The organism is Aeromonas sp. 600886 (assembly GCF_049174935.1).
GTDB classification, from domain to species: Bacteria; Pseudomonadota; Gammaproteobacteria; order Enterobacterales; family Aeromonadaceae; genus Aeromonas; species Aeromonas veronii_A.
On record NZ_JAAKUB010000009.1, the window covers coordinates 103332 to 124903 of the forward strand.

General features: G+C 61.2%; 19 protein-coding genes. 10 read left to right on the forward strand and 9 right to left on the reverse strand.

Annotation, left to right across the window (positions count from 1 at the left end; translation table 11 throughout):
• Positions 1 to 21: 21 nt before the first annotated feature.
• From G5179_RS09370 to G5179_RS09390, 5 genes are all read left to right on the forward strand, one after another.
• Positions 22 to 1167 carry a mannitol-1-phosphate 5-dehydrogenase gene (locus tag G5179_RS09370; protein ID WP_005335906.1) on the forward strand — a complete coding sequence of 382 codons (1146 nt, stop codon included), beginning with the start codon at positions 22 to 24 and terminating at the stop codon, positions 1165 to 1167.
• A gap of 133 nt (positions 1168 to 1300) precedes the next feature.
• On the forward strand, positions 1301 to 1822 hold the full coding sequence (locus G5179_RS09375; RefSeq protein ID WP_005335907.1) for an MltR family transcriptional regulator: 522 nt from the start codon (positions 1301 to 1303) through the stop codon (positions 1820 to 1822).
• 190 nt (positions 1823 to 2012) lie between these two features.
• A complete protein-coding gene (locus G5179_RS09380) occupies positions 2013 to 3800 on the forward strand; it encodes a cation:proton antiporter (RefSeq protein WP_421258251.1) in 1788 nt (595 codons plus the stop codon).
• A complete protein-coding gene (locus G5179_RS09385) occupies positions 3797 to 4369 on the forward strand; it encodes a DNA-J related domain-containing protein (protein ID WP_421258252.1) in 573 nt (190 codons plus the stop codon). The genes G5179_RS09380 and G5179_RS09385 overlap by 4 nt, the downstream gene beginning before the upstream one ends.
• Before the next feature lie 66 nt (positions 4370 to 4435).
• Entirely contained in the window at positions 4436 to 4684 is a 249-nt protein-coding gene (locus G5179_RS09390) for a hypothetical protein (protein ID WP_005343091.1), read from the forward strand.
• Positions 4685 to 4844: 160 nt separating this feature from the next.
• On the opposite strand, the gene dmeF is transcribed toward G5179_RS09390, so the two are convergent.
• Positions 4845 to 5804 (reverse strand): CDF family Co(II)/Ni(II) efflux transporter DmeF, encoded by a 960-nt coding sequence (dmeF, locus tag G5179_RS09395; protein ID WP_421258253.1) that lies wholly within the window; start codon positions 5802 to 5804, stop codon positions 4845 to 4847.
• A 71-nt stretch (positions 5805 to 5875) separates the two neighbouring features.
• Here dmeF and G5179_RS09400 point away from each other — a divergent pair, with 71 nt between their 5' ends.
• The 3 genes from G5179_RS09400 (at position 5876) to G5179_RS09410 (ending at position 8523) form a co-directional block, all read left to right on the forward strand.
• A complete protein-coding gene (locus G5179_RS09400; protein ID WP_005343089.1) occupies positions 5876 to 6151 on the forward strand; it encodes a metal/formaldehyde-sensitive transcriptional repressor in 276 nt (91 codons plus the stop codon).
• Positions 6152 to 6321: 170 nt separating this feature from the next.
• Positions 6322 to 7524: an aromatic amino acid transaminase gene (locus tag G5179_RS09405; RefSeq protein WP_421258254.1), complete on the forward strand. Its 1203-nt coding sequence runs from the start codon at positions 6322 to 6324 to the stop codon at positions 7522 to 7524.
• 66 nt (positions 7525 to 7590) lie between these two features.
• The gene (locus G5179_RS09410; protein ID WP_421258255.1) at positions 7591 to 8523 is read left to right on the forward strand and encodes a LysR family transcriptional regulator; all 933 of its coding nucleotides are present in this window, start codon (positions 7591 to 7593) and stop codon (positions 8521 to 8523) included.
• Between the two features lie 63 nt (positions 8524 to 8586).
• Here G5179_RS09410 and G5179_RS09415 read toward each other — a convergent pair whose 3' ends face one another.
• The 4 genes from G5179_RS09415 to G5179_RS09430 all read right to left on the reverse strand — a co-directional run bounded on the left by G5179_RS09415 (position 8587) and on the right by G5179_RS09430 (position 12115).
• Positions 8587 to 8910 carry a DUF1820 family protein gene (locus G5179_RS09415; protein ID WP_216952118.1) on the reverse strand — a complete coding sequence of 108 codons (324 nt, stop codon included), beginning with the start codon at positions 8908 to 8910 and terminating at the stop codon, positions 8587 to 8589.
• 124 nt (positions 8911 to 9034) lie between these two features.
• Entirely contained in the window at positions 9035 to 9934 is a 900-nt protein-coding gene (locus tag G5179_RS09420) for a YjjW family glycine radical enzyme activase (RefSeq protein WP_376889284.1), read from the reverse strand.
• A 10-nt stretch (positions 9935 to 9944) separates the two neighbouring features.
• Positions 9945 to 11471, reverse strand: coding sequence for a YjjI family glycine radical enzyme (locus G5179_RS09425; protein ID WP_421258256.1), 1527 nt, complete (start codon positions 11469 to 11471; stop codon positions 9945 to 9947).
• Between the two features lie 164 nt (positions 11472 to 11635).
• The gene (locus tag G5179_RS09430; protein WP_227341454.1) at positions 11636 to 12115 is read right to left on the reverse strand and encodes a L,D-transpeptidase family protein; all 480 of its coding nucleotides are present in this window, start codon (positions 12113 to 12115) and stop codon (positions 11636 to 11638) included.
• Between the two features lie 281 nt (positions 12116 to 12396).
• On the opposite strand from G5179_RS09430, the gene G5179_RS09435 reads away from it, so the two are divergent.
• Positions 12397 to 15576, forward strand: a complete 3180-nt coding sequence (locus G5179_RS09435) for a S41 family peptidase (RefSeq protein WP_421258257.1) — start codon at positions 12397 to 12399, stop codon at positions 15574 to 15576.
• A gap of 15 nt (positions 15577 to 15591) precedes the next feature.
• On the opposite strand, the gene G5179_RS09440 is transcribed toward G5179_RS09435, so the two are convergent.
• The gene (locus G5179_RS09440; RefSeq protein ID WP_421258258.1) at positions 15592 to 16884 is read right to left on the reverse strand and encodes a ferric reductase-like transmembrane domain-containing protein; all 1293 of its coding nucleotides are present in this window, start codon (positions 16882 to 16884) and stop codon (positions 15592 to 15594) included.
• Between the two features lie 307 nt (positions 16885 to 17191).
• Between G5179_RS09440 and G5179_RS09445 the strand changes: the two genes are divergently transcribed.
• On the forward strand, positions 17192 to 17425 hold the full coding sequence (locus G5179_RS09445; protein WP_319919530.1) for a hypothetical protein: 234 nt from the start codon (positions 17192 to 17194) through the stop codon (positions 17423 to 17425).
• 99 nt (positions 17426 to 17524) lie between these two features.
• Here the strand turns inward: G5179_RS09445 and G5179_RS09450 are convergent, their stop codons facing one another.
• From G5179_RS09450 to G5179_RS09460, 3 genes are read right to left on the reverse strand one after another with little or no spacing between them, the layout of a single operon-like run.
• A complete protein-coding gene (locus tag G5179_RS09450) occupies positions 17525 to 18574 on the reverse strand; it encodes an HlyD family secretion protein (protein ID WP_216952122.1) in 1050 nt (349 codons plus the stop codon).
• A complete protein-coding gene (locus G5179_RS09455) occupies positions 18574 to 19914 on the reverse strand; it encodes a glycosyltransferase family 2 protein (RefSeq protein ID WP_323912496.1) in 1341 nt (446 codons plus the stop codon). Before G5179_RS09455 ends, G5179_RS09450 begins: the two co-directional genes overlap by 1 nt.
• On the reverse strand, positions 19907 to 21250 hold the full coding sequence (locus G5179_RS09460) for a diguanylate cyclase domain-containing protein (RefSeq protein WP_227341458.1): 1344 nt from the start codon (positions 21248 to 21250) through the stop codon (positions 19907 to 19909). The genes G5179_RS09455 and G5179_RS09460 overlap by 8 nt, the downstream gene beginning before the upstream one ends.
• Positions 21251 to 21572 lie beyond the last annotated feature (322 nt).

The following is a 21572-nucleotide window of genomic DNA, read 5'->3' on the forward strand; positions in this document are numbered from 1 at the left end:
TTGGTTCAAGAGGTTAATATCATGAAAACATTGCATTTTGGTGCTGGTAACATCGGTCGCGGCTTTATCGGCAAAGTGCTGGCGGATGCCAGCCATCAGGTCACCTTCGCCGACGTAAACGACACCCTGATCGACCAGCTCAACCACCGTCAGGAGTACAAGGTCCATGTGGTGGGGGCAGATCAGAAGCTGGACGTGGTGCGCAACGTGGCGGCGGTGAGCTCCGCCGGTCACGAGGTGATCGCCCGTATCATCACTGCCGATCTGGTCACCACCGCGGTCGGCCCCAACATTCTGGACAAGATTGCCAGTACCCTGGCCAAGGGGCTGCAGGCCCGCTTCGATGCCGGCAACCTGACACCGCTGAACGTCATCGCCTGTGAAAACATGGTGCGCGGTACCAGCCACCTCAAGCGGGAGGTACTCAAGTACCTGCCGGTCGCGTATCATGCCACGCTCGAATCCTGTATCGGCTTCGTCGACTCGGCGGTGGATCGCATCGTACCGCCCGCCGCGGCTGCCAACGATGATCCGCTGGAAGTGACGGTCGAGAGCTTCAGCGAGTGGATCGTCGACCAGACCCAGTTCAAGGGGGAGCTGCCACAGGTGGCGGGCATGGAGCCCACCGACAACCTGATGGCCTTCGTCGAGCGCAAGCTGTTCACCCTCAACACCGGCCACATCGTCACCGCCTACCTCGGCAAGCTGCGGGGCTACCACACAGTGCGCGAGGCGATCGAAGATCCGGTGATCCGCAGCAAGGTACGCCGCGCCATGGAGGAGAGCGGTGCCGTGCTGGTGAAACGCTACGGCTTCGACCCGCGTCTGCACGCCGCCTACATCGAGAAGATCCTGGCCCGCTTCGCCAACCCCTATCTGGTGGACGAGATTGACCGGGTCGGTCGTCAGCCACTGCGCAAGCTGGCGGCGGGGGATCGACTGGTGAAGCCGCTGCTGGGCACCCTGGAGTACGGCCTGCCGAGCGATCAGTTGCAGGAAGGGATCGCCGCGGCGCTCCACTATCGCAATGCCGATGACCCGCAGGCAGTGGAGTTGCAAGCCCTGCTGGCGGAGCTTGGCCCGGCCAAAGCACTGGCCCGCGTTACCGGACTGGATGAAGAGAGCGAGGTGGTTCGCGCCATCGTCGCCCGTTACGAAACCCTGTAATGACCCTGCTTGCGGCGCATTCAGCCACCACTGATAGCGCGCCAAGCGCTTGAATGGCAAGGGAATGTGCCCCATATGATAAAAACCGGGAGAGAGGCCCACTCTCTCCCTGTCAGCTGGACCCAATGCACCTATGACCACACACCAGGAAGATGAAGTACTGGAACGACTGAATGAGCAGGATGGCCCCCGCGGCTTCTTTCTCGAAGCCGTGACCATCCTGGAAGAGGCGGTCGACTCCCTGATGCGACGCGCGTTCCGTCAGGAGGAGTATGCCGTCAAATACGCCATCGAACCCCTGCTCAACCAGAGCGGACCCCTCGGCCAGCTGGAGGTGCGCCTCAAGCTCATCTTCGCCCTCGGCCTCATCTCCCTCGAGCGCTATCAGGATATCGAAGCCTATATCAAGATCCGCGACTTTCTGGTGCGCGACCCCAAGGATTACCGCTTCAGCGACAAGCCGATCCGCGATCTGCTCGACCGCCTGCACGGGGTCAATCAGGGCGGCATGATGAAGCTGGAGCCCCCCGCCAGCGAAGAGGATTGGGCCTTCTACCAGATGCAGCTCAACCGGCTCGATCAGATGGTGCGCTCCGCACTGGTACTGGCGCTGGCCGACTGTGTCGGCGAGCTCCACAAGGAGAGCCCCATCTAATCCAGCCCCAAGGCCACCCCATCACCACGGTTGGCGTCTGGCTGGCGCCCTGCACACCACCGCCAGCCACCATGACGCCGACTGTCGCACATCTCCCCATCCCGGCCATGATGCACGCTCCTTCAGGTGTCAATCTGACCAACTTAGCCACTACACTAGCTCCATACTCACTGCCTGAATCGAGGTCTGCATGATTGCCCTCTCTCTGGCCGGGATCGCCCTGGTCTCCGTGCTGGCCCAATGGCTTGCCTGGTCGCTGCGGGTACCCGCCATCCTGTTTCTGCTGCTCACCGGCCTGACTCTGGGCCCGGTCAGCGGCCTGCTCGACCCCGATGCCCTGCTCGGGGATCTGCTGTTTCCGCTGGTCTCCCTGTCGGTGGCCATCATCCTGTTCGAGGGGGCACTGACCCTCCATCTGGCCGAGCTCAAGGGGATCGGCAAGGTGGTGCGCAATCTCTGCTCCACCGGCATGCTGGTCAGTTTCGCCGTCATCGGCAGCGCCGGTTACTTCCTGCTGGGGCTGGACTGGCGGGTCGCCACCATGCTCGGCGCGGTACTGGTGGTAACGGGCCCGACGGTGATCGCCCCCATGCTCAACGTGATCCGCCCCACCCGGGAGGTGGACCGCATCCTGCGCTGGGAGGGGATCGTCATCGACCCTATCGGTGCCCTGTTTGCGGTGCTGGTGTTCGAGGCGGTGCGCCTCGGCAGTCAGGGGGATCTCATCAGCCATACCCTGCTGGCGCTGGGCAAGACAGTGCTGGTCGGTTCCCTGATCGGGGTGGCGACAGGCTGGCTCACTACCCTGCTCATTCGCAAGGACTGGCTACCGGTCAGCCTGCACAAGTTCGGCGTGCTGGCGCTGGTGCTGGTCACCTTCAGCCTCTCCAACTGGCTCAGCCACGAATCGGGCCTGCTGGCGGTGACCGTGTTCGGCATCTGGCTCGCCAATCAGGAGGGGCTGGATCTGGAAGAGGTGCTGGCGTTCAAGGAGGATCTCGCTGTCATCCTTATCTCCAGCCTGTTTATCCTGCTGGCGGCGCGCCTCGATCTGGCACAGCTCTGGCAGCTCGGCCCCATGGTGCTGGCGCTGCTCTGCGTGGTGCAGTTTGTGGCGCGCCCGCTCTGTATTCTGGTCTCGACCTGGGGCTCGGATCTCTCCTGGCGAGCTCGCACCCTGCTAAGCTGGATCGCCCCTCGCGGCATAGTCGCGGCGGCAGTCAGTGCCTCGTTTGCCATCAGCCTGCATCAGGCCGAGATCCCCGATGCCGACAAGCTGGTACCGCTGGTATTTGCGGTGATCATCTCCACCGTGGTGTTGCAGAGCCTCACCTCGGCGCCGCTGGCCAGCCTGCTCAAGATGCGCCAGAGCGCCCCCAACACCTGGCTCATCATAGGGGCCAACTCGGTGGCGCGGGCCATAGGCCGGGCGCTGGCGGATCAGGGGGTGCCGGTACAGCTCTGCGATCCCGCCTGGGAGTTCTGCAAACAGGCGCGGATGAGCAACCTCCCCTGCTACTTCGGCAACCCCCAGTCGGAACATGCCGAGCTGCACCTGCCGCTTACCAGCATCAGTACCGTGCTGGCACTCTCCCCCAACCGCCACAACAACGCCCTCGGGGTGCTGCACTTTGCCCACCTCTACGGCGAGGAGCAGGTCTACTCCCTGCGATCCAGCGAGCAGCACGGCAAGGCCAACCGGGAGAGCGCCACCTTTCGCGCTCGCCAGAACCTGTTCGGCCCCGACATCAACTATGCCAAGCTGAGCAGCCTGCTGAGCCGGGGCGGCCAGATCAAGGCGACCCGCCTGAGCGAGACGTTCGACTGGGCCCAGTATCAGACCGCCAATCCCGGCGCCATCCCGCTGTTCATCATGGATGGCAAGGGCAAGCCCCAGATCGTTACCGGCCCCGTCACCCCGCAGGCGGGTGAGCTGCTGATCGCCCTGCAACCGCCCAGAGAGCAGGGTACTGAATGAGCGAAGCCAACCACAATCCGCTGGTCGCCCCGCTGCTGGTGCTATTGCAGCAGGCAGCGGGTAGCTACAAGGTGCATGAACTGATGGCTGCTCTGCGCCAGCAGGGGGCGATCCCCCGGCTGGCCGACGACGAGCAGTTGCAGCTGTTTCGGGTCAACTTCCTGATCATGAACGCCCTCTACCAGTTGCAGGCCGAGCTCTGGCAAGAGGGATGGTGGCTGGTAATCAGCACCCTGGATATCCGGCTCGAACCGCTGGCCGGGAATCAGGAGGCCAACCACGGCTTTGCCCTTGGCGAAAATCTGCGTAGCTACTATCTCGACTGGCAGGTGTTCTGGCAGACCGACCGTGCCGAAGTTGAAGCCCTGCTCAACCGCTTCTGGCGCGCTTATGACGGTGAGGGGCACAAAGCCGAGGCGCTGGCCCTGTTGGGGTTGAATGAGGGGGCGAGTCAGGAGGCGATCCGCCGCCGCTGGCGGGAGCTGGCATTGCAGCACCATCCGGATCGGGGTGGTAATGCCGAGACCTTTATCCGTATCCGCTGGGCCTGGGAGGTCCTGCGGGGATGATCCGGTTGCCGTCCGCACAAAGAGAGGCATAGACTGGAGCTGAATCCCCCTTCACAGGAGAGCATCATGACAGTCAGTGAACTTCGCAAGCTCTATCAACAACAGATCCTGCAAGAGGCCGAAATACTCCACGACGTGGCCATCCCCGGCTGGATCATCGAATTCAGAGGCAATGATGGCGCCCTCTACGAGCTGACCGATACCCTAGGCTGCCCGGTCAGTTTCGATACGGTCGAGCAGGCCCGCGATCATGTGCATCTGGTAGCTGACTGCCCGATGCAGGTAGAACACCTCTATCGCTTCTTCGAACGTTAACTCAAACCGTCACATCTCACCCCTAGCCCCGGTGAGGCTTGTACCAGGCATATAGTCAGCACGTGCCTGCCACAGGCCTCCCCAGAAACAACCGCTTCGATTTACTCGTGTTGCAGAGTGCAAGTTGCACGCTATCTGGCATAGACAGCCATAAATCTGGCTATGGAGTGGCTATCTCTATGGTCACATGAACCAGCTCTTCATGTATCGCCAACCGCGCGCGGATCTCGCTGGCGGAGACAGGTGCCGCCATCAGCAGGGAGAGCACGCAGGCATACTGCTGCTGGCCCACCCGCCAGACGTGCAGATCGCGGATCTCGGCATCCGGCAGGTCGGCAATCACCTCACGGATCTCACCCACCAACGGGGTATCCATCTCGGCATCCAGCAGCACCCGACCGGAGTCACGCAGCAGACCCCAGGCCCACACCGCCACCAGTACGGCCCCCACTATGCCCATCAGGGGATCCAGCCAGTCGGCCCCCCACAGCATACCCCCCACCAGTGCCAGGATCGCCAGCACGGATGTGGCCGCATCAGCAAGCACGTGGATATAGGCGGCGCGCAGGTTGAGATCCTGATGGCCGTGGTGAGCGTCATGGTCATGATGATCGTGGTCGTGATGCCCATGATGGTGGTCATGCCCATGGCCGTGGTGATGATGGCCGTGATCATCCTTGAGCAGCCAGGCACAGGCCAGATTCACCAGCAGCCCCACCAGCGCGATGGCGATCGCCTGTTGATAGTGGATCGGGCTGGGATCGAGCAGCCTGAACACCGACTCGAACAGCATCAGCCCGGCCACCCCCACCAGCAGGAGAGCACTGGTGAAGCCACCCAGCACCTCGATCTTCCAGGTGCCGAAGCTGAATCTGTGGTCGCGGGCAAAGTGGCGGGCGGCGCGGTAGGCCAGCACCGAGAGGCCGAGCGCCAGCGCGTGGGAACTCATGTGCCAGCCATCGGCCAGCAGCGCCATGGAGTTGTAGAACCAGCCGCCGCCGATCTCCGCCACCATCATGATGACGGTCAGCAGCACGGCCCAGCGAGTCTTCTGTTCGGCCAGCGGATTCCCTTCGTGGACGACGGGTTGGTGGCAGTGGGATGAGGCAAGGGATGACATGGATTTCTCCTGAGGACGACAATGCAATATACTATACCCCAGTATAGTTTTATTGATCGAGAGGATCCTGCATGTCACACACCATTCACGGTAAAAAGAAGCTGCTGGCACGGGTACGTCGCATCAAGGGACAGGCCGGTGCGCTGGAGCACGCGCTGGAGCAGGAGAGCGACTGCGCCGCCATTTTGCAGCAGATCGCGGCCATTCGCGGTGCCGTCAACGGCCTGATGCTGGAGGTGCTGGAAGGGCACATGCGTGAGCATCTGGGTGCCGAAGAGGCGACCCCGGCCGAGCGGCTGGAAGATCTGGATCAAGTAGTGCGGGTATTGCGATCCTATCTGAAGTAGGACCGGTGAATGAGGCTGCGGGCGACCCCGCATCATTCCGTTTACGGCTGTGTGGCGTCTGCCCGCCAGCCCCCGTCCCTTTCGGGCTTGAGCCACCGCCAGCTTTGCGCCATGATGTCCAGCCCGGCTGACCGCCGGTTTTACTGGACAGTCAATTTCAAGGATCCCCCATGTTTGAACACGTCGATGCCTATGCTGGCGACCCTATCCTGACCCTGGTCGAGACCTTCCACAAAGACACCCGCGAGCAGAAGGTGAACCTGGGGATCGGCCTCTATTACGACGAGCAGGGCCGCATTCCGCTGCTGGCCTCGGTACAGCAGGCCGAAGCCCAGCGCGCCGCCGCCGCCGCCCCTGCCCCGCGCCCCTACCAGCCGATGGAAGGCGCCGCCAACTACCGCACCGCAGTGCAACACCTGCTGTTTGGTGCCGACCATGAAGCGGTCAAGGCGGGACGTATCGCCACCATCCAGACCATCGGCGGCTCCGGCGCGCTGAAGATCGGCGCCGATCTGCTCAAGCGCTACTTCCCGACCTCCGAGGTGTGGGTCAGCAATCCCACTTGGGACAACCACAAGGCGATGTTCGAGGGAGCTGGCATCAAGGTGCACGACTACCCCTACTACGATGCGGCCACCGGCGGCGTGCAGTTCGATGCGATGGTCGACTGCCTGAGCACTCTGCCGGCCAAGAGCATCGTGCTGCTGCACCCCTGCTGCCACAACCCGACCGGGGTGGATCTCTCCCGCGCCCAGTGGGATCGGGTGATCGCGCTGGTGGTCGAGAAGAACCTGATCCCCTTTATGGATATCGCCTATCAGGGTTTCGGTGACGGACTGGAAGAGGATGCCTACGCCATTCGCGCCATGGTGGCCGCAGGGGTCAGCTTCTTCGTCAGCAACTCGTTTTCCAAGAACCTCTCCTTCTACGGCGAGCGGTGCGGCGGCCTGTCGGTCATCTGCAAGGATGCCGAAGAAGCCAGCCGCGTACTGGGTCAGATGAAGGCCACCGTGCGTCGCAACTACTCCAGCCCGCCCACCCACGGTGGCCAGATCACCGCGGCTGTGATGAGCCAGCCCGAGCTGCACGCCATGTGGGTCGACGAAGTGACCGAGATGCGCACCCGCATCAAGGCCATGCGCCAGAAGCTGTTCGAGGTGCTGAGCGCCAAGGTGCCGGGCCGCGACTTCAGCTACTTCATCAACCAGCGCGGCATGTTCAGCTACACCGGCTTCACCCCGGAGCAGGTGGACAGGCTGCGCGAGGAGTTCGCCGTCTATCTGGTGCGATCCGGTCGCATGTGCGTGGCGGGCCTCAACAGTCGCAACGTCGACTACGTAGCCGACGCCATGGCCGCGGTGCTCAAGGGCTAATCCGCACTAGCCCCGCTTTGGCGGGGCTTTTTTGTCTTGTCTCTTCCCTTCGCTTGTGGAGTACTTATGGATCTGATCGCACTCTCTCGGCTGGGAGGTCGCCATCTGGTCACCCTGCATCTGCTGCTCGACAACCAGAGCGTCACCCGCACCGCCGAGCGGCTATGCACCACGCCTTCCACCGTTAGCAAGACCCTCAACCAGCTGCGGGGTCTGCTGGGGGATCAACTGCTCTACCGCCAGGGCAACCAGCTGCTGCTCACCCCCATGGCCGAGCGACTGGCTCCCACCCTGCACCGGTTGTTGGGGGAGCTGAACGGCCTCACTCGCCAGAATGCCTTCAACCCCCAGCAGTGGCAGGGCTGCTTGCGGCTGGGATTGCGCGAGAGCGTGATGACCTGGCCGGTGGGCCCCATTCTGGGTCAGCTGATGAAAGAAGTCCCGGGCATGGTGCCGGAGATCTGGAACAAGGATGAACAAGGGCTGGAGGCGCTGGCAGCGGGCAAACTCGACTTCGTGATCCTGCCCCATGACCAGAGCCAACCGTTACCGCGCCAGCCCGGGCTGGTGTGGGAGACCCTGCGGGAAGAGAAACTGGTCTGTCTGCTGCGCAAAGACCACCCGGCGCTGGCCAAGCCCTGGGATCTCGATGCCTACCTGAGCTGGCGCCATATCGCCATCCGGGATCAGGAGCTGGCCAACCCCTTCTTCGAGCAGAGCCTTGCCCAGCAACAGGTGCGTCGCCAGATTGGCGCCACCCTGCCCGATTTTGCCAGCGCAGCTGCCCTGCTGCCCCAGACCGATCTGATCCTCACCGCCATCGGTGGCTGGGCGGCATGCATCGCCAGCCAGCCGGATCTGGAGCTGCGTCCGGCACCGTTCGATTACGGCAAGGTGAGTCACAGTCTGGTCTGGTATGGCCCGGCCGGTGATGGCTCGGCCCGCCACTGGTTCCGCCAGCGGATCCTGCATCTGGGTCGCGAGCTGGTCGAGCCATGAGCCAGGTGACAGCGAGAAGAGATGGATGTTTCGCCACGGCGAAACATCCACGGCAATGAGGGATCAGGGACGCTTGGTATAAATGGGACTGGGGAAGGAGGCGACGTTGCTACCCAGATCCGTAATGCGGGCAGCCCCCTGCTTTTTCACCTGATCGATGCGTAACACCTGATGCATGGGGATAAGGGTGTGACGCACATCGGCAAATTCGCTCTTGAGCTTTTCATGGCTGGGATCGACGATAAGCGCCGTGTGGTTGTCCCAGACAAAATCGGCGATCTCGATAAATCCAAACAGTTGGCCCTGATTCACCTGGCGCACATAAACCTCATAGCGCTCGTTGTGGCAAATAAACTGAACCCGATATAACGCCTTGCTTTCACTCATGATTTATCTGTGATGGAGGAGGGACGGATGGGCAATATCATAACGAGCCCCAAGGCCCCCTCCAATAGACAGAAGTCACAGTTGTGTGCTTTTACTACACAGCAAGGGAATCGATCAGACCTCTTTAGATCAGCGGTGGCAAGGTCACCGCCCCCACTCCCGCAGCACGCAACCGACTCGCCAGCCACTCCAGCTCGCTGCGGGTCGCCTCTGGCCAAAACCTCGCCTCCCCCCGTACCCCGTGGTGGCGAAAGCCATTGAGGCGAATGGGCACAGGCCCCAGCTGCTGCAAGAAGGCGGCGAGATCCGCGTCCAGCTCACCATTCGCATCCAGAAAATCGCTCTTGCCCGGCACGTGGAGCAGCCGCAGTTCGGTCAGCTTGCTGTGACTTGCCAGCAGTTGCAGCGATGCCAGCACCCGTTCGCGGCTGTAACCGGTCAGCGAGAGGTGTACCGAGTCACGCCACCCCTTGAGATCGAGCATGGCACCATCGAGCACCGGCAATAGCCGCAGCCAACCGCTCTCGGCCAGCGAGCCGTTGCTGTCTAGCAGGCAAGTGAGATGGGCCAGATCCGGCGCGGCCTTGATGGCGGTAAAGAGCGCAACCACGAAGGGGAGCTGAGTAGTCGCCTCACCGCCTGAGACGGTAATCCCGCTCAGCAATGGGCCGTAGCGGCGCAGCAGGGCCAGCACCTCGGCCACCGTCATGCTGGCGGTCTTGGGATTGGCACTGCGCGGGCAGACATCCAGACAGGCGTCGCAGTCGGTACAGAGCGCCGCCTGCCAGCGCACTCTGTGCTCGCCAGAGTGACCCTCATCCAGAGAGAGGGCACCGCTCGGGCAGACCGCAAGGCAGTCGCCGCAATCGTCGCACAGCCCTATGGTGTGCGGGTTATGGCAGCCGGGGCAGCGAAAGTTGCACCCCTGCAGAAACAACACCAGCCGGTTGCCCGGCCCGTCGACACAGGAGAACGACAGCACCCTGCTCACCAGAGCGCTGCGTGTTGGCAAGACATCAGCCATCGGTGCGAACTCAATACTCGCCGATGGTCGATTCGTGGGCGACTACCCGCGGAGCCCGCTGACGAATGGCGGTCACTTCACTCGCCTCGGCACCGAGACAGGTGGTCTGCAAGCGCGATCCCTCCTCTGCGAAGCGAGCCACGTCGCTCTTGCGGATCATGTAGCCGGTCACCCGCACCAGATCGCTGTCGGCCACGTTGGCGGTGAACTCGCGCATACCGATAGCGAGCGCTCCCTTGCAGAGCTGCAGCAGTGCCTGCGGGTTCTGGCGGATGGTGGGATCCAGCGTGAGGATCTCGCTGATCCCCGAATGGTAATAAGTGTGGTGCGGCGCCAGCGCCAGCACATGGCTGGCCGGATCCGGCTCCTGCCCGTAGGGGATGCGCACCCCGGGGGTGACTGCCACATCGATGCTGAGGCCACCTTGCGAGTGCAGCAGGGCGCGACCACCCCAGGCATGGGTTTGCGGCGTCGCAGTGACATATTCCGAGAGCTGGGCCGAGATGCGATAGCCAAGCTGGTTCGCCTCCTCGCCGTGACCATAGCGATCCGGCAGATTCTCTTTATCCATCAGGATATTGACCGCTTCCGCCATGCCGTAGATGCCGAACATGGGGACGAAGCGATCCTCATCCAGCAGCCCCTCTTTCACCAGGAAGCTGTTGAAGAAGCCGGACTCCTGATGCAAGAAAGCGGCCCGCGCTTCGATCAACTGGGAGGCCAGACGGCAGTAGTGGGGCAGCAGGCAGCCGAGGAAGTCATCGATCCCCTGGCACTGCTCGGCGACCCGCTTGAGGGAGATGCGCACCAGGGTATTGGCGCCACCGGCCTGCGGCAAGGCGTTGTAACAGCTGACGATGCCAAAACCACGCTGGTCAAAGGTATCGCGATGGATCGGGTAGTTGGCGATGTGCGGCTTGCTGCACTCGGCGATGTTCTTCACCGCCTGCAGCAGCAGGCTGTCCGGGGTCTGCTCCGGATCGTGGAAGAAGGTGAGGTTCGGCGCCACCTGCTTGAGCTCGTTGTCGATGCGCAGGATCAGGCGGCAGATGCGGTTGTCATCAGGCCCGATGTTGACGTGCATGAAGGCGTCCGGCAGCACCCGATCCAGATAGACCCAGAACCCCTTCAGCTTGCGATAGAGGCTCTCGTCATCCAGTTCCCCGACAAACGGCAACAGCAGATGGTCGAGCCGTCCCAGCCAGACCGGCATGCCGGTGACGGAGGGGACATGGTGATAGAGGATGCGCAGGGCGTTGAGCGCCTCGTCGAAATCCTGCGGCGCCGTCAGCTCCAGCCAGGCAGAGCCCTGAGTCAGGAATTTTTCATAGTCCGGCAGCACATAACGCGGCTTGTAGGGGGCATGCCCTTCGAACATGTCGCAGATAAATCCCAGCTCCATCGCCTCGGCGACTGCGGCAGGCAGGTCGGGGTAGGGCAACGCATTCTCGGCGGCCAGCGCCAGTGCGTGGCTCTTCTGAGCAGCGGAGAGATGGGGATCGCGCACGATGCGCTGACAGGTTTCGGTCAAAGACATGGGACACTCCTTCACGGACAGAGCACATATCCTCACCATTTGCAGGCTTTTTTTGAAGTGACATTCACAACAATGCGAATGTCTCAAAAAGACATCCGTTAAAGGGGATCACAACCAGAACACAACGGGGGCCTTGTCTGCCGACAAGGCCCCCGTTGTGCGGATCAGGGCTCGATGATGATGGGCGTACCCGGGTCAATGGCATTCCAGAGCTCATCCATCTCGTGGTTAAGTACCGCAATACAACCGTTGGTCCAGTTGGAGGGCTGTACCCGACGGTTACCCATCCGGTTAAGCTGACCATGGATCATGATCATGCCACCCGGGTTCACCCCCAACTCATTGGCGCGCTTGATATCGTCCAGATTCGGGTAGTTGATATGTATCGCTTTATAAAAGCCGGAGTTGCTCTTCTTGTAATCCAGGGTGTAGCGCCCCTCCGGGGTACGTTGATCCCCTTCCCGCTGCTTGTGCCCCTTGGGAGCCGGGCCCAGTGCAACCCAGTAGCGCTTCAGTTCCTTGCCATCCTTCATCAGGGTGAGGCTGTAGGTAGACTTCTTGACCACCACCAAATCGGCTTTTTCGGTAAAGGCAAAACTCAGCGCGGGCCACAGCCCCAGCACACACAACAATACGGCTCTCATTCCATCCCTCGACAAGCCTCTGGCAGGGCTTTTTATGGTTGTCACATCATCTGAATAGGCTCGCCCGTTGGCGAGCGAGCGCCATGATATTGGATCGCCATCAATACTCAATAGACCCAATAAAACATATCTTGGCTGCGAACGGTGAATGGTCCATGAACGACCTGCGCAAACATGACTAATTGACAATAAAAACAAAAACATAGCTTACACTTTCTGGCTAGCCATGATGCCGCAGTTCGGTAAATATGTAACAATTGAACCTGATTCAGGATGACATCATGCCTCTGCACTTCTTGCCGAACTCTTCGCTGACCCGCCTGCTGCTGGTCAGCGCACTGCTCTGGCTACCCGCCAGTGTCGCCGCCGATGCACTCTGGCTGCGCGAGCCCGCCCTCTCCCCCGATGGCAAGCAGCTTGCTTTCACCTGGCAGGGGCGCATTTTTGTCGCCAGTGCCGGGGGTGGCCCCGCCACGGCGCTCACCGGCAGCGACTACCTGAGCCAGCGGCCAATCTGGTCGCCGGATGGCAAACAGCTCGCCTTTGCCGCCAATCTCTACGGCAACGAGGATGTGTTCGTGGTGCCTGCCAATGGCGGCGAGATGGTGCGCCTCACCCGCGATTCGCGCACCGATCTGCCGCAAGCCTTCAGCGCCGATGGCAAACGACTGCTGCTGAGCAGCCAGCGCCTAGGTGCGCCCGATGCCGACCATTTTATCGCGGAAGGCTACCAATGGGGCGAGCTCTACTGGACCCCGATCACCGGCGGCACCTTGCAGGCCGATCTGCCGCTGCCTGCAACTCTCGCCCGCCCCCACGGGGAGCGGCTCGCCTATCAGATGCCCGCGGCGGATCAACCCTTTCGCAAGCATCAGCACTCGTTTGCGGTGCCCCGTCTCTGGTTGTTTGATGGCAAGCAGCACAAGCAGCTGACCGAAGATCGAGTGGCGGCCACCGATCCGGTCTGGAGCGACAAGGGAGATACCCTCTTTTACCTGAGCGAGCGCAGCGGCGATTTCAACGTCTGGCGTCGGGATCTCGCCAGCGGCAAGGAGCAACAGCTGACCCACTATCAGGGCCATCCGGTGCGGGGGCTCAGCGCCTCTCGCAATGGCGATCTGGTCTGGTCATGGCTGGGTGAACTCTATCGCCTCGATGCCGGTAGCAGCGAGCCACGCAAGCTGACCCTCACCCCGCAAGTGGCGAGCACGCCGGATGAGGCGAGCGAGACCCTGACCCTGGCAGACGAAGCGCTGGTCAGCGAAGAGGCGGACGAGCAGATCCTGGTGAGCGAGGGCAACCTGTTTGCCGTCGACCCCGAGCGGGAGCGGGTGCGCCAGCTGACCCGAGATCCGAGCGAGCAGTCCAGCCCCCTCTTCGCCGAGCAGGGCCGCGCCCTCATCTATCTGTCGGAGCAGCAGGGGCACGCTGCCCTCTATCGCCTGCGCAAGGGGGATCCGGATCTGCTGTTCAGCGATCCCGGCACTCTGACCGAGAGCCTGCTGCTGGCGATTCCCGGCAAGGGGATCAGCCGTCCGGTGCTCTCCCCCGACGGCAAGCAGCTCGCCTTCGTGGTAGATGGCCAGGCCATCCACCTGCTGGATCTGGCGAGCAACAAGCAGCGGGAGCTGGTGCCTGCCAGCTTCAACCCGTCTCGCCACGAGGTGCATCTCGCCTTTGCCCCCGACTCCCGCCATCTGGCGCTCACCTTCCGCCCCGATGCGGCAGAGCAGGAGATCGCGGTGATCGACACGGCCAATCCCAAGGCAAAACCGGTCAATGTCAGCCTCAACGGCTATCAGGATGGGCAACCGGGCTGGAGTCAGGATGGCGCCATCCTCTACTGGCAATCGACCCGATTTGGCGCACTGGGGCCCGATGGCGAGCCCCTCGTCACCAACCTGCTCGGCATTTACAGCAGCCGCGCCGCCAGAGCCGATGCCATTGCCGAGCTGGAGCCGCCGAAAGGGGGATACGGCTTTGAGAGCGATCGTCTCAACCATCGAGAAGCGCTGCTGCTGCAACCCACCGGTACCCTGCTCGCCAGCCGCATCATCGGCGACCAGCTGATCTATCTGGTGGAGGAGATGGGGGTCAACAGCGAGAGCGAGATCAAGGGCTACAGCCAGGATCTGCGCAAAGGCAAAACCAGCGAACTGTTTGGCGAGCAGCCCGGCCCAGCGCTGGCAAGCCTCAACCAGCAGGGCACCCTGGCTACCCTGGTGCGGGATGGGGAGATCACCCGGATCCACCTCGACTCCGGCGAGGCCACCAGCGCCCCCTTCGCCTTGCAGCCCACCAGCCGCTGGCAGGAACGCATGACCGCCGCCTTCGATCAGATCGCCCGCCTAACCCGGGACGAGTTCTATCTGGACGATATGAACGGGGTGAACTGGGATAGCTATGTCGCCGCTTACCGCCGCCTGCTGCCGGGCATCGGCAACCCGCGGGACTTTGGCAACCTGCTGGCGGAGCTGGCTGGCGAGCTCAATGTCTCCCACACCTGGGGCAGCGGCCCCGCCCCCTTCCCGCGCATGGCGGACGAGACCGCCAGCCTGGGCGGCTACTGGCAGAATAGCGAGCAGGGGGTGATGCTCACCGCCCTGCTCTCTGGCGGCCCGCTGGATCAGGAGAGCGATATCGCCTCGGGCGCCCGCCTGCTCGCCATCAACGGCATCCCGATTGCCAATCTGACCGAGCTGGATCGGGCCCTCAACCATCAGGCTGGCGCCCGGCTAGCCCTCACCTTCCAGCAGGAGGGCAATAAGCAAACTGACGAGGTGGTGCTCACCGCCATCGACAAGCAGCAGGAGTACCAGTTGCAACAGGATCGCTGGATTGAGAAACGGCGGGAGCTGGTGGCCAGGCTGAGCGGAGGACGGGTCGGCTACGTCTATCTGCCGGCAATGAATAGCGAGGTCTACGATGCGGTGGTGGCGGATGCCCTCGGCAGACAGCGCAATCGCGATGCGCTGATCGTCGATGTCCGCTTCAACAGCGGCGGCTATCTCGCCAATACCCTGGTGGAGTTTTTGACCGGCAGCGGCAGCGCCAAGGGGATGGCCAGCAGCTGGCCCCGTCAGGGCAAGGGGGAAACCGATGCCGCCACTCGCCAGTGGACCAAGCCTTCGGTGGTGCTGGTCAACGCTGGCAGCTACTCGGAAGGCTCCGCCTTCCCCGAGTACTACCGCACCCTCAAGGTCGGCCCCATCGTCGGCGATCCGGTGCCCGGCACCGGCACCATGGTCTACAGCCACGACTCCCGGCTGATCCCGGGCCTCTCCTACGGCATTCCGACCCTGGGGCTGCGCAAACCGGACGGTACCTTCTACGAGAATCAGGAGCTGATCCCGGATCTGCAGGTGCCCCTCACTCCGGCTGACATGGTGGCTGGACGCGACCCGCAACTGGAGGCGGCAGTACAAGCCGCCCTAAAGCAGTTGCCAGCCAGCGCCAAATAACGGCCCCCATCAAGCTCAACGAAAGCGAAACAGCTCGCGATGCAGATGCCCGTCCGGCAACAGCCGGGTCAGGGCATCTGCCATCCCCTCCGGCCCGCAAAACCACACCTGCTCGGGCGCATCCTGCGCGATGCGAGCCAGATCCAGCCGCCCGGCCGCCTTGTCCAGATGCAGCTGATAGCACACACCGGTGCGATGACAGAGCTCGGCCAACCATCGGTGGTAGACAGCCCCCGCCAGATCCGGCGCGCACTGGATCAGGGTGATCCCCTCGCCGCGCTCCCCACGGGCAGCCAGCCCCTCCAACCAGGCGACAAATGGCGTGATACCTATCCCGGCCCCCAGCCAGAGGGCTCTACCTCCCCCTTGTGGCGCAACAAAGGCGCCATAGGGGCCGGTCACCACCACCCCATCCCCGATGCGCGCCTCTGCCACCAGCTGACGGGTATGATCCCCGAGCGCCCGTACCGCGATCACTAGCTGGCGCCGATCCGCCGACACCCGCACCAGGGTAAAGGGGTGCGGCCCCTCTTTGGCGTCAAATTCGAAAAAGGCAAACTGACCCGGGCGGTAATGGGCGAGCGGCCTCTCCAACTGCATGGTCAGCTCGCAGGTGTGATCCGCCAACGCCCGCACCGCAATGACCCGGCCGGGATGGCGATCCCGCGCCCCCACTTGTCCCAGCAGGGAGTAGAGGGCCCCGATAGCACCGATCCCGCCGATCAACCAGATCGATACCCCAACAGGCGTCATGGCTCCCACCTGAGGCAGCAGGCAGAGCCCGTGTCCCCACCCCGCCAGATAGATGAGCGGGGCCAGCCGGTGGATCAGCCGAAAACGGCCATAACTCACCAGCGCCAGCAAGCTCACTACCACCAACGCGATCAGTAGATAGAAACTCCACTCACCAAGGGTATTGCCAAGGGCATGGAGCGAGATGTCATTACCTGCGCCAGCTCCAGCTGCACTGGCCCCACGCCGGGCGGGACGACTCAGCCAACCCGCCGAGACCGCCCACTTGGGCGCCTCCACCAGCAGCCAGTGGGCGGTCAGCGCCAATGCACCACCGATAGCCGTCTGGCGGTGCAATCGCAACATCCGGTCCAGACCGCCACACCACACCTCCAGCTGCGGCAGGCGCAATGCCAGCAACAACGAAATCGCCATATAGGTCATCCCCAGCAGGCCGGTCAGTAACAACATCTCATGGCGCCAGGGCCACACCCCGTTGGCATCCCCCGCATAACCGAGCCACCAGACTCCGACCGCCAGCAGCGGCAACAGCCACCACATCCATTTGTTCGTCATAACATGCTCCCTGGTTCCATCGCGGCAGGGCCTCATCGCCCTGCTGATGGCTCCATTGCACACCCGTCCGGTCACAAGACTTTGCCAGAGGGGGAAGCTTGTGTGGCAATGTGTGACAAACGGCAACAGCAGAGGGGCCCGCTGGCCCCTCTGGTCACCCTTGCTGACTGGCCCTCTCTTCATGGGGAATAGCGCAAAATCCACCTCTGCCGTGATTGACGACCTGCCTGCAAAAGGAATCAAATGGGGATGACACATATCTGCGGCGGAAAACCTGCCGCCCACTCCCCCGGACCAGGAGCCCCCCTTGCTTTCATCCACCGAACAACGCTACTGCCCGAGTTGTCAGCGCGAGACCAACCATGTCGTGGTGCTGGTCGACAAATCCTTTGGCCAGCAGCTGACACCGGCGCAAAAGCGCAAAGCGTTTATCAAGGACTTCATTACCGGCTGGGCCGCCGGCCCCTTTCTGGCCAACATGGATCGCTTTGAACGACATGCCATCTGCGAGCATTGCGGAAATAAAGTCATTGATGAATGAAAAAGGGAGGGGCAATTGCGGGCTTCAATACACCAGCCACCTTTTATGGCCGAAACCCAAAAGAAGGCGTTGCGATTCAGGATCACAACGCCATAGACATCAATCAAACAACACTGTCACCGGCAACCCTTCCACTTGCAGGTTCGGGGGTAATTTTTCATCCAGCGAGAGTGCGACCTTGAGGGTTGCTTTCTCCCCTTCAAACGGTGCGGCTAACTGAGCCGGCAACTTGTCCGCCAGCTCGACCTGTCTGGCGACCCTGGCAGCCAGACGCTCGCCGCTGGGCAGCTTGACGACAGCCTTGTGTCCAGGAGCCATTGAAGAGAGATATTTGGGCTGCACATAGGCTATCACCAGCGGGTCTTCTCGCTTCGAGATAAGTGCAAGAGGAGCCCCCGAGAATACCCAATCCCCCTCCTGTACCAGCACATCTGAAACCTTGCCAGTCGCCGGAGCTCTTGGCTGTTGATGGTACGCCATCGCTTCCATCTCGGTCAGCTCCTGATCGAGCAAGTGACGAGCACTGGCTAGCGGTCCGGTCAGTTGGTCCTCACTGATTTGCAGTTCCTGCGCTATCTTCTCTGCCCTTGCCTTCTGCAGAGCTATGCGTGACTGAGTCCAATTCAGCAGGGCCGTTGCGTACTCTGCACTGGATACCAGCTTCTCTTTTTTATAACCGGCATACTCCTGATAGATGACCTCCTGCTCCCGGCTCCCCCGTTCGGCAATACCAATCTGTTCGTCCAGATTGCGCAAGATAGCCTGTTCAGCCTCAGCCTTGCTCAATTCGATGGCCGCTCTGCGCGCTTTTCGTTCCGCCATGTTGGCCTTGAGGGTTGGAGATTCGAACTGCATCAGGGCATCGCCTTGTGACACCCCCTGGCCGGGAGCCGTGTAGATGTGTCGAATAAAGCCATCCCCATTGGCAACAACCAGTTGCGGCTCGGTGGTAATGATGGCTGGCGCCTGGGTCAGCCACCACTCGCGCCCCAGATACCACAGCAGAATAATAACGGGACTGAATGCCAGTAACAGGATGAGATACCAGCGAGCCTTGAAGGCGACACGCTTGGCGGGGGCATACAATACCCGGATCCCTTCATCCGACGTGGCATCCTGCTTCTTGGGGGGATTGAATGTGACTTTCATCAGAATTTATTTCCTCGTTTTAATACCCACCAGGGGGCCATGCTGCTCTCTTCATGACCGCGCCGGAACATCTCATTCAACAGTGCGATGGCGCACCACAAGCGCATCAGCAAGGTGTACACCGGGTAAAGACACAACCATGGCAGCAGACGTAGATCTGCCTCCGGGCGTTCAGATATAGCCAGCAAAAACACGGCGAAATTAACCAGGGTAAGAAACAGGTAAACCAGATAGAGACAGATCATCAACGCAGCGACAAACTGCCCCGGATAGCTAAGCACCAACCACCAGCTATAACCCATGACCAGCAGGGGCAGCACCACGTTTTGCGCCACCCCGTAGATCAAGGTAAACAAAAAGGTCTTCCAGCCCAGAATACGCGGCGTCAGGGAGAGCTTGTGCTTGCGCAGATAGAGAAACAGCAGATCTCCATCCCAGCGTAAACGCTGCTTGGCAAGCGTGATCACGTCTGCGGGCGCATCGGTGTGACCGATGGCACGAGGGGCGAACCCTATCTTTAAAGCCGGATGGCGTTTGAGGTAATGCTTAATACGGACCGTCAGATCCAGATCTTCTGCGGTATGGGTATCCCACCCACCAATCTGGCGCAAAAAATCACGACGAAACGCACCGAAGGCTCCCGAGATATTGTTGATGAGGTTCCACTCGCTCAGTCCCGTCTTGCCCCCCTGCATGGAGATCATGTACTCAATGCTCTGCATCCGGGTCAGTACGCCATCGTTCAGATTTCGCACCCTTAATGCCCCTCCCACAGCAGGCACATCAGGATCATCGAAACAAGCCACGATCTCATCGATCATGTTGTTGTCAAAGGAGGTATCTCCATCCGCGTTCATCACTATCTCGCCAGTCGCAGCGGAGAGACCGGCATTGAGAGTGGAGACCCGGCCTCCCCTCTGCCATTTCGGTAGCAGGACCAAACTTCTGTTCTCGCACCCCTCGAATTCACGAACACAATTGAGCGCAGCCTGATAGGTATGCGCGTTGGCCTTGGCGCCATCAATCACAGCAATGATTTCCATTTGACCGCGATAAAGCTGTTCCTTGAGCGTCAATATGGTGGAGCGGATCGCCTCCCCTTCCCCATAACAGGTGATGATGCAAGACACTTTGGGACAGCGCCGAGATCGCGGCAGTTCAGATGCCATGGGAAGCTGGCGCGCATACCATTTCAGGATCCCGGTCAACGTCAGCGCCATCAGTGGCACCTCCATCAACAGCAACATGGGCAACAGCAACAGAATCATCCGGGGAGAAAACTGGAGGCTACCCAGTATCTCTATCAGGATGTAGTGCACCGTATTCATCCACTCATGCATCCGGGCTATCTCCATCCAGCCACTGGCCGAGCCATACCGCTGTATCGTCGCCCAACAGGGCGGGCAAAGGTTGTACTTTCACCGCCAGCGTCAGAGCATCCAGTCCCTCGATGAGATTCAATGCCTGAATGCGCTCCTGCAGAATGCGCCAGTCGTCGGCATCCGTATGCGGCAACAGCAATAACAATCGGTCATCGGCATACTGGCAAACGACATCGGTATCACGGAATAGAGCTTGCAAACGGCTGAGCAGAGCGGCCAGTCGCTGCTGAGTCTTTAGCATGCCCAACTCGGCACGCAACTCAGCCAGATGCTCAACCCGGATAGCCAGCAAGGTATGGCAGCCACCATGGCGTTGCAGCAAGCTATTGTTCCATTGCAGCAACCAGGGGAAGTGCTCCATGGCCATAGGGGTACCCCAGGTCAACGGCAGATGCAGTTGTTGAGTTCCTTCCCGTGCGATGTGGCGGGCCAGCTTGCCGATGCGATATTCATAGATGGGCGCAACCACCAGATCATCGGGTTTGTGCGCCTGGCCACATTCATGGCAACGCGCCTGGACGGCAGCCTCCATAAAACGGGCATGGCATGACAAACAACGGAATTTCTCAAGGGGCCTGTCATAGTCAACACCGATGTGACGCAGAGTCGTGACGCACTTGGGACAACGCAGCACACCCTGTCGCATGAATGCATCCTGATCATCCACGTGCCCGCAGGTGAAGCAGTGCACAGCTGGCTTGGCCTGGATGGCGATATGAGCGCATTCGGGACACACATCGACAAAATTGAGATGTGCCGAGTTGCAACTGTGACAAAGACGTACCCGGTCCACCAGCTGCTCACTCTGCAATAAACGCTCTGCAACCAGCTGCGGGAGGGCATCCCCTGCTTCGCTGCCCAGCAGGCAATCCAGCAGGGGATAGCTGTACCCCTGACGGCAACCAGCCTGCCAACGTGGCAACAAGCGAAAATGGGAGCGAGGCCAGCTGTACCAAGCCAGCTTTTCCATGTCATCCGGATGCTCTCGAGGGGTCAACAACGCCAACCGTTCAAGCATGTCAGAGGCCCGTTCATCCAGCTGTGTCAGGAGACCGTCGGCCAACATGGGAGAGAGCGGGCTCTTCACAACACAAAATACCGGCTGCAAATAACGTATCGGGTCACGCCGCACAGCCTGCAATACCCTGTCCTGCTCATCTGCAGGCAGGTTGAGCAGTAATACCGGCTGCTGCAATGGATCCCAGCAGGACAGATCGAGAAGTGGCAAGGCAACACGATCCACCGAGCCTCCCAGCAGCGCAATCTGACCGGGGTGTTCACTCGTGCTCATCATGGGGAAATAACCTCTTTCCATTCACTGACAAATAGATACCAAGCCAATAAAACGGACCCGCCTGTTGCCATGCATCGGCAGACTCAGGCAATGTCGCGAGATGCGCATTGCCCTGCACGGACAGCACAACAGCAGTGTCAACGTTATCGACGGATAGCATGAAGCAGGCGAACGCGCAGAAAGAGTTGAGAGCTGACGCCATTTTCATGTGCGGCTCAGCCATCTCGGGGGGAAGAGATCTGAAGCTTTCCGAGCCCGACTCACATCGGGGGTGGCAAGGTGGGCGATTTTGCAGTTGTGGACAATTTAGTCAACCCGGAAA

Coding starts and splice junctions, on each gene's coding strand:
- G5179_RS09435 (WP_421258257.1), top strand. CDS start 12,397: ATGCCTCTGCACTTCTTGCCGAACTCTTCGCTGACCCGCCTGCTGCTG.
- G5179_RS09400 (WP_005343089.1), top strand. CDS start 5,876: ATGTCACACACCATTCACGGTAAAAAGAAGCTGCTGGCACGGGTACGT.
- G5179_RS09405 (WP_421258254.1), top strand. CDS start 6,322: ATGTTTGAACACGTCGATGCCTATGCTGGCGACCCTATCCTGACCCTG.
- G5179_RS09440 (WP_421258258.1), bottom strand. CDS start 16,884: ATGACGAACAAATGGATGTGGTGGCTGTTGCCGCTGCTGGCGGTCGGA.
- G5179_RS09390 (WP_005343091.1), top strand. CDS start 4,436: ATGACAGTCAGTGAACTTCGCAAGCTCTATCAACAACAGATCCTGCAA.
- G5179_RS09410 (WP_421258255.1), top strand. CDS start 7,591: ATGGATCTGATCGCACTCTCTCGGCTGGGAGGTCGCCATCTGGTCACC.
- G5179_RS09430 (WP_227341454.1), bottom strand. CDS start 12,115: ATGAGAGCCGTATTGTTGTGTGTGCTGGGGCTGTGGCCCGCGCTGAGT.
- dmeF (WP_421258253.1), bottom strand. CDS start 5,804: ATGTCATCCCTTGCCTCATCCCACTGCCACCAACCCGTCGTCCACGAA.
- G5179_RS09425 (WP_421258256.1), bottom strand. CDS start 11,471: ATGTCTTTGACCGAAACCTGTCAGCGCATCGTGCGCGATCCCCATCTC.
- G5179_RS09455 (WP_323912496.1), bottom strand. CDS start 19,914: ATGCATGAGTGGATGAATACGGTGCACTACATCCTGATAGAGATACTG.
- G5179_RS09385 (WP_421258252.1), top strand. CDS start 3,797: ATGAGCGAAGCCAACCACAATCCGCTGGTCGCCCCGCTGCTGGTGCTA.
- G5179_RS09370 (WP_005335906.1), top strand. CDS start 22: ATGAAAACATTGCATTTTGGTGCTGGTAACATCGGTCGCGGCTTTATC.
- G5179_RS09380 (WP_421258251.1), top strand. CDS start 2,013: ATGATTGCCCTCTCTCTGGCCGGGATCGCCCTGGTCTCCGTGCTGGCC.
- G5179_RS09450 (WP_216952122.1), bottom strand. CDS start 18,574: ATGAAAGTCACATTCAATCCCCCCAAGAAGCAGGATGCCACGTCGGAT.
- G5179_RS09375 (WP_005335907.1), top strand. CDS start 1,301: ATGACCACACACCAGGAAGATGAAGTACTGGAACGACTGAATGAGCAG.
- G5179_RS09460 (WP_227341458.1), bottom strand. CDS start 21,250: ATGATGAGCACGAGTGAACACCCCGGTCAGATTGCGCTGCTGGGAGGC.
- G5179_RS09420 (WP_376889284.1), bottom strand. CDS start 9,934: ATGGCTGATGTCTTGCCAACACGCAGCGCTCTGGTGAGCAGGGTGCTG.
- G5179_RS09415 (WP_216952118.1), bottom strand. CDS start 8,910: ATGAGTGAAAGCAAGGCGTTATATCGGGTTCAGTTTATTTGCCACAAC.